Below are 4,485 nucleotides of genomic sequence, written 5' to 3'. Positions count from 1 at the left end.
GGTACGAATCTGCGGGCGAGTCTGGCGGTCGACGAGGCCACCCTCGTCGGTGATGCGGCGTTCGAGGCGGTGGTCGATCACACGATCACCGCGACCTCGGGTGGGGATCCGGTGCCGGTCGATGCCGATGGTGTGGTGATCACCCCGGCATTGGATGGTGCGACGGTGGATGTGCAGGTGACCATCGTGTTCGCCGAGGACACCGCCGGGGATGCGGCGCAGAACGTGCAGGTGGACCTGTCGAATTTCAATGTCACTTTGAGGCAGGTGTAGCTATGTCGAACAAGACTCGTTGGCTGGCGATCGGTGGGGCGGCGGTGGCCGGTGTGGCGTTGATGTCGGCGCAGCAGACCGGTGCGTTGTGGAGTCAGTCGCAGGTGATGAATCCGGGCACGATTTCGTCGGGCACGTTGGATCTGGCGGTCGGTGAGGCGGGGATCAAGGATTACCCGTTCGAGGCGTTGGCGAAGGAGGGTCTGGGTGCGGGGCAGTATGCGCAGGCCCCGGTGAGCATCATCAATTCCGGTGATGTGTTGATGAAGTACCGGTTGCAGGATGCGAATCAGTCCAATCCGGCGGTGCCGTTGGATTTGACGGTGTTCGTGGTGGATTCGGAGTCGGCGTGTCCGGATGAGGGTGATCCGGTGGGGGCGACGCAGGTCTATGACGGGCCGTTGGTGGGTGCGCAGGCGCCGGCGGATCCGGAGTGGTTGTCGGTGGAGCCGGGTGCCAGTGCGGTGTTGTGTATGCGGGGCACCGTCGGTGAGGATGCGGAGCCGAATGAGAGCACCACGGCGTCGTTCATTTTCGGGGCCGAATCACGATGAGCCACACGGTAGAAAGCGTCCGACAAGACGCCGACGGGCAAGACACCAGCGTGTGGGGCTGGATCAAGAGCATCGCCTCCTGGCTGGTGCTCTTGGTGCTGGTGGCCATCCTTGCCCTGACGATCGTCATCCCCCGGATCGCGGGAGCGACGCCCTATACGGTGCTCACCGGCTCGATGGTACCCACCTATCCTCCCGGCACCCTGATCGTGGTCAAGCCGGAGGACCCGAACACGCTGACCGCAGGCGATGCGATCACGTTCCAGAAGGAGTCGGGCGACCCTGCGGTAGTCACCCACCGCATCATCATGGTGCGGAAGAACTCACAGGGGGAGACGACGTACGTCACCCAGGGCGATGCCAACCCGTCTCCCGACGCCAATCCCGTTGTTCCGGAACAGATCAGGGGGAAGGTCTGGTACAGCGTTCCCTACATGGGATACGTGAACAGTCTGATCACTGGTCAGCAACGGACGGTGATGGTTGGTGTCGTTGTCACCGGGCTCCTGGGATATGCAGTCTTCATGTTCTTCGGGGCTGTTCGGGACCGTTCACGCCCGAAGGACCAGCCGGAGGTCGGGTCTGACACCTGAGATGTAGAGAACCCGCGTCGAGCGGGCACCACGATGCGCCACCGGGAGATCGAAGCCCGAGGCGTCTCGTGCATGCCCGCAAGGCTGCGACGTCGCGTGTTCCGTCGATTCGGCATCCGTTCGAGTCAGATGTGGACAAGTGACCAGTTTTTTGTGGTTGAGCGTGTGAACGTCCAACTTTTGCTCGTTCACCGTGATAGAAATTCATGACATCGCCACGGGCACGCCCAGTTTCGTGTATATCCGGGTTGCCGGCACCCCTGCTAGATGAATCAGGAAAGGCATGGAAACAATGTCTCGTCAAGAGGTTTCGAGTTCGGCGTCGGGGTTCGGTGCCCGTGCGCGGTCGGTGATATCGGGTAGCAAGCCGCGGGCGATTGCGTCGTTGGGGATCGTGTTCGGTCTCGGTGCGATCGGGACGCTGGCGGCGTGGAGTGATACTGCGACGGCGACGTCGGGTGTGTTCTCGACCGGTTCGATCGATATGCAGCTCGCCGATGAGCAGGGCAATCCGGATGCGTACGCGTTTGCGACGTTGACGAAGGAGGGGATGATCCCGGGCGACTCGGTGGCCGCGGTGTTGCCGGTGCAGAACACCGGTACGACGCCGTTCAACTACACGATGTCGGCGGCCGCGTCGTCGTCGGAGTTGGCCGACCACATGATGGTCAAGGTCACGACGGGTACGTCCGATGGCGAAGTGTGCAGCGGCGACCCTCTTGCGGCGGATCAATTTCTGCTGAGCGGTGATTCGGTGGATGTGCTCTCCGAGCCGAGGACGTTGGCGGTGGGAGCCAGTGAGGACCTGTGCATCGAGATGAGCGTGGGTCCGGACGCGCCGAACAGTGTGCAGGACATGTCCGTTGAAGCCGCGCTCAATTTCAACGCGACAACTGCCTGAGCATCATGACTACGCGAACAAATCCGATGGGATCGGATAATAAATTTTCTGTTCGCCAGATCGCACTGAACGTGGGGGCGATCGCCGGCTTGATTTGTGTGCTGGCCGCGTCGGCGTCGTTCTTCTTCGGGATCAAGCCGTTGGTGTTCCGGTCGGGTTCGATGTCGCCGGAGATCACCACCGGTTCGCTGGCGTTGTCGCGCAGTGTGCCCGCCTCAAATCTGGCGGTCGGTGACGTGGTCAGTGTGCTGAATCAGCAGGGCACCCGGATCACGCACCGGGTCCAGGAGATCGTCTCGTCCAATGAGAACGCGTCGGTGCTGATCCTCAAGGGTGATGCGAACGAGGATGCGGACCTCTCGCCGTACACGGTCACGGAGGCGGACCGGGTGTTCTTCAGTGTTCCCACGCTCGGGTATGTGGTGGCGTGGTTGTCGTCGCCGACGGCGATCTTCCTCGGCGGTGCGTTTGTGGGCAGCCTGATGGTGGTCGCGTTCCGGCCTGCCGCGCGTAAGGATGACGAGGACCAGGGCGGTGACGACTCCGGCGCGTCCGGGGGTGAGAAGCCTGCCGAGCCTGTGTCGGCGTCGGTGCGGGACTTCGATTTCGATGATGCTCCGACGCAGCAGTTCGAGATGCCGGTTGCTCCGGTGACCAAGACCCGGACGCTGGCCTCCCGGATGCTGTCGGGGCGTGCTTTGCCGGCGCGGCCGTTGATGGCCTTCGGCGCGGTGGGTGTGGCGGCTTTGATGGCGACCACTTCGGGAACGGCTGCGGCGTTCACCGATACCGGGTCGGTGGCGAGCACGTTCACCGCGAACGCGAACTTCTACCCCACCCCGGTGGTTACGGGTATGAGCTGCAAAACCGAGGACCGCCTCCTTTCGGATGTGAAGCTCTCGTGGGACAGCCTCGGGAAGACACCGCTAGGGGAGGACTACAAATACAAGGTCATCGCACGACGTGACAGTGGCGGCAGAACCCAAACCATCAAGAGCAGCACTTCGAACACGAATAGTGGGTGGTTCGACATCGAGGACACCGCTAGGCGGTACACCGTCGAGGTGCACACCATCAACGGCCCGAACACGTCGACGGGCTACCGCGGATGGGGTGTCCAGGCCCACACCATCAACAGTGCTAGCTGCAAGGGTGGAGAGAAGTACAAGGCCAACCCAAGCAGTGAGAATGTTCAGTCGGCCTCTAAGAGTCTGTCTTCGAAGAGTCTGAGTATGGCGTCTGTCGATGAGGTGATCGAGGAGCCAGTTGAGGTGCTCGAGGAGCCGGTCGAGGACGCCACGGACGAGCCGACGGAGGCCGCGGATGAGGCGGTTGAGGATGTGACGGACGAGTCGTCGGACGGCACCACGGATGAGTCGTCGGATGGCAGCATGGATGAGTCGGCTGACGGCAGCACGGACGAGACCGATGAGTCGGATGCTGGTGCGGGTGTGTCGTCGGGTGGTTCGGTGATCAAGAATGTGTCGTCGTCGGGAAGCTTTGTGGCGGAGGTTTCTTCGTCACAGGTGGTGATCTTGGACGAGTCGGATTCGGTGGTGTCGAGTTTCGCGGTTGATGACAAGGCCGTGGTGCAGTGGGCGGCCGATTCCGATGAGTTGTTCATTGTCGATGCCGGTGAGTTGTTCCTGGTTTCCGCGTCCGGGGGCTGGGAGAAGTCGGCGGCCGACCCGGATTCGGTGGAGGTGCCGGCGGGACTCGAGGACCTGGTGCAGTAGCGGTACGGGTTGTGTGGTGCCGGTGATGAGGCCGAATTCTCCTACCCCTGTCGGGGTCTGACGAAAGCTGACCATGAGATGAACAACAAGATGAAAGGCGCGATCGCCGCGGGTGCGGCGACGGTGTTGCTGGCCGGTGGTGCGGGGTCGATGGCCGCGTGGAACTCGGCGACCAGTGTCGGTGGTGGTGCGATCGGTGCGGGTGCTCTGGCGTTGACGCAGACGGTGGCACCGAATTGGTCGGATCAGCATGGTCCGATCACGGTGACCGATTTCCGTGCGGTGCCCGGTGATGTGCTGACCTACAGTGCGAGTTTCGAGGTGACGGCGCGGGGTACGAATCTGCGGGCGAGTCTGGCGGTCGACGAGGCCACCCTCGTCGGTGATGCGGCGTTCGAGGCGGTGGTCGATCACACGATCACCGCGAC

At 62.5% G+C, this 4,485-nt stretch carries 5 protein-coding genes and 1 pseudogene; all 6 read left to right on the top strand.

All coding sequences use genetic code 11. From position 1 onward, the window contains the following. Positions 1-273: pseudogene (locus AB0I57_RS20005) on the top strand (hypothetical protein); the annotation flags it as partial. A 2-nt stretch (positions 274-275) separates the two neighbouring features. Further along, a complete protein-coding gene (locus AB0I57_RS20000; protein ID WP_358339312.1) occupies positions 276-827 on the top strand; it encodes a hypothetical protein in 552 nt (183 codons plus the stop codon). After that, complete coding sequence (locus AB0I57_RS19995; RefSeq protein ID WP_358339309.1) at positions 824-1,420, top strand: signal peptidase I; 597 nt, start codon at positions 824-826, stop codon at positions 1,418-1,420. The genes AB0I57_RS20000 and AB0I57_RS19995 overlap by 4 nt, the downstream gene beginning before the upstream one ends. A gap of 283 nt (positions 1,421-1,703) precedes the next feature. Further along, complete coding sequence (locus AB0I57_RS19990; protein ID WP_358339306.1) at positions 1,704-2,321, top strand: SipW-dependent-type signal peptide-containing protein; 618 nt, start codon at positions 1,704-1,706, stop codon at positions 2,319-2,321. Between the two features lie 5 nt (positions 2,322-2,326). Next, positions 2,327-4,057, top strand: coding sequence for a signal peptidase I (locus tag AB0I57_RS19985; RefSeq protein WP_358339303.1), 1,731 nt, complete (start codon positions 2,327-2,329; stop codon positions 4,055-4,057). 78 nt (positions 4,058-4,135) lie between these two features. Further along, a partial coding sequence (locus AB0I57_RS19980) for an alternate-type signal peptide domain-containing protein (protein ID WP_358339301.1) occupies positions 4,136-4,485 on the top strand: 350 nt, incomplete at its 3' end.

Source organism: Rhodococcus sp. NPDC049939 (assembly GCF_040656415.1).
Taxonomy (GTDB): Bacteria; Actinomycetota; Actinomycetes; order Mycobacteriales; family Mycobacteriaceae; genus Rhodococcus_F.
The sequence above is the reverse complement of the archived record's forward strand: the minus strand, read 5'-3'. Positions and strand labels throughout refer to the sequence as shown.

Bases quoted from the DNA above. Each gene is read 5' to 3' on its own strand.
- AB0I57_RS20000 (WP_358339312.1), top strand. From the start codon at position 276: ATGTCGAACAAGACTCGTTGGCTGGCGATCGGTGGGGCGGCGGTGGCC.
- AB0I57_RS19995 (WP_358339309.1), top strand. From the start codon at position 824: ATGAGCCACACGGTAGAAAGCGTCCGACAAGACGCCGACGGGCAAGAC.
- AB0I57_RS19990 (WP_358339306.1), top strand. From the start codon at position 1,704: ATGGAAACAATGTCTCGTCAAGAGGTTTCGAGTTCGGCGTCGGGGTTC.
- AB0I57_RS19985 (WP_358339303.1), top strand. From the start codon at position 2,327: ATGACTACGCGAACAAATCCGATGGGATCGGATAATAAATTTTCTGTT.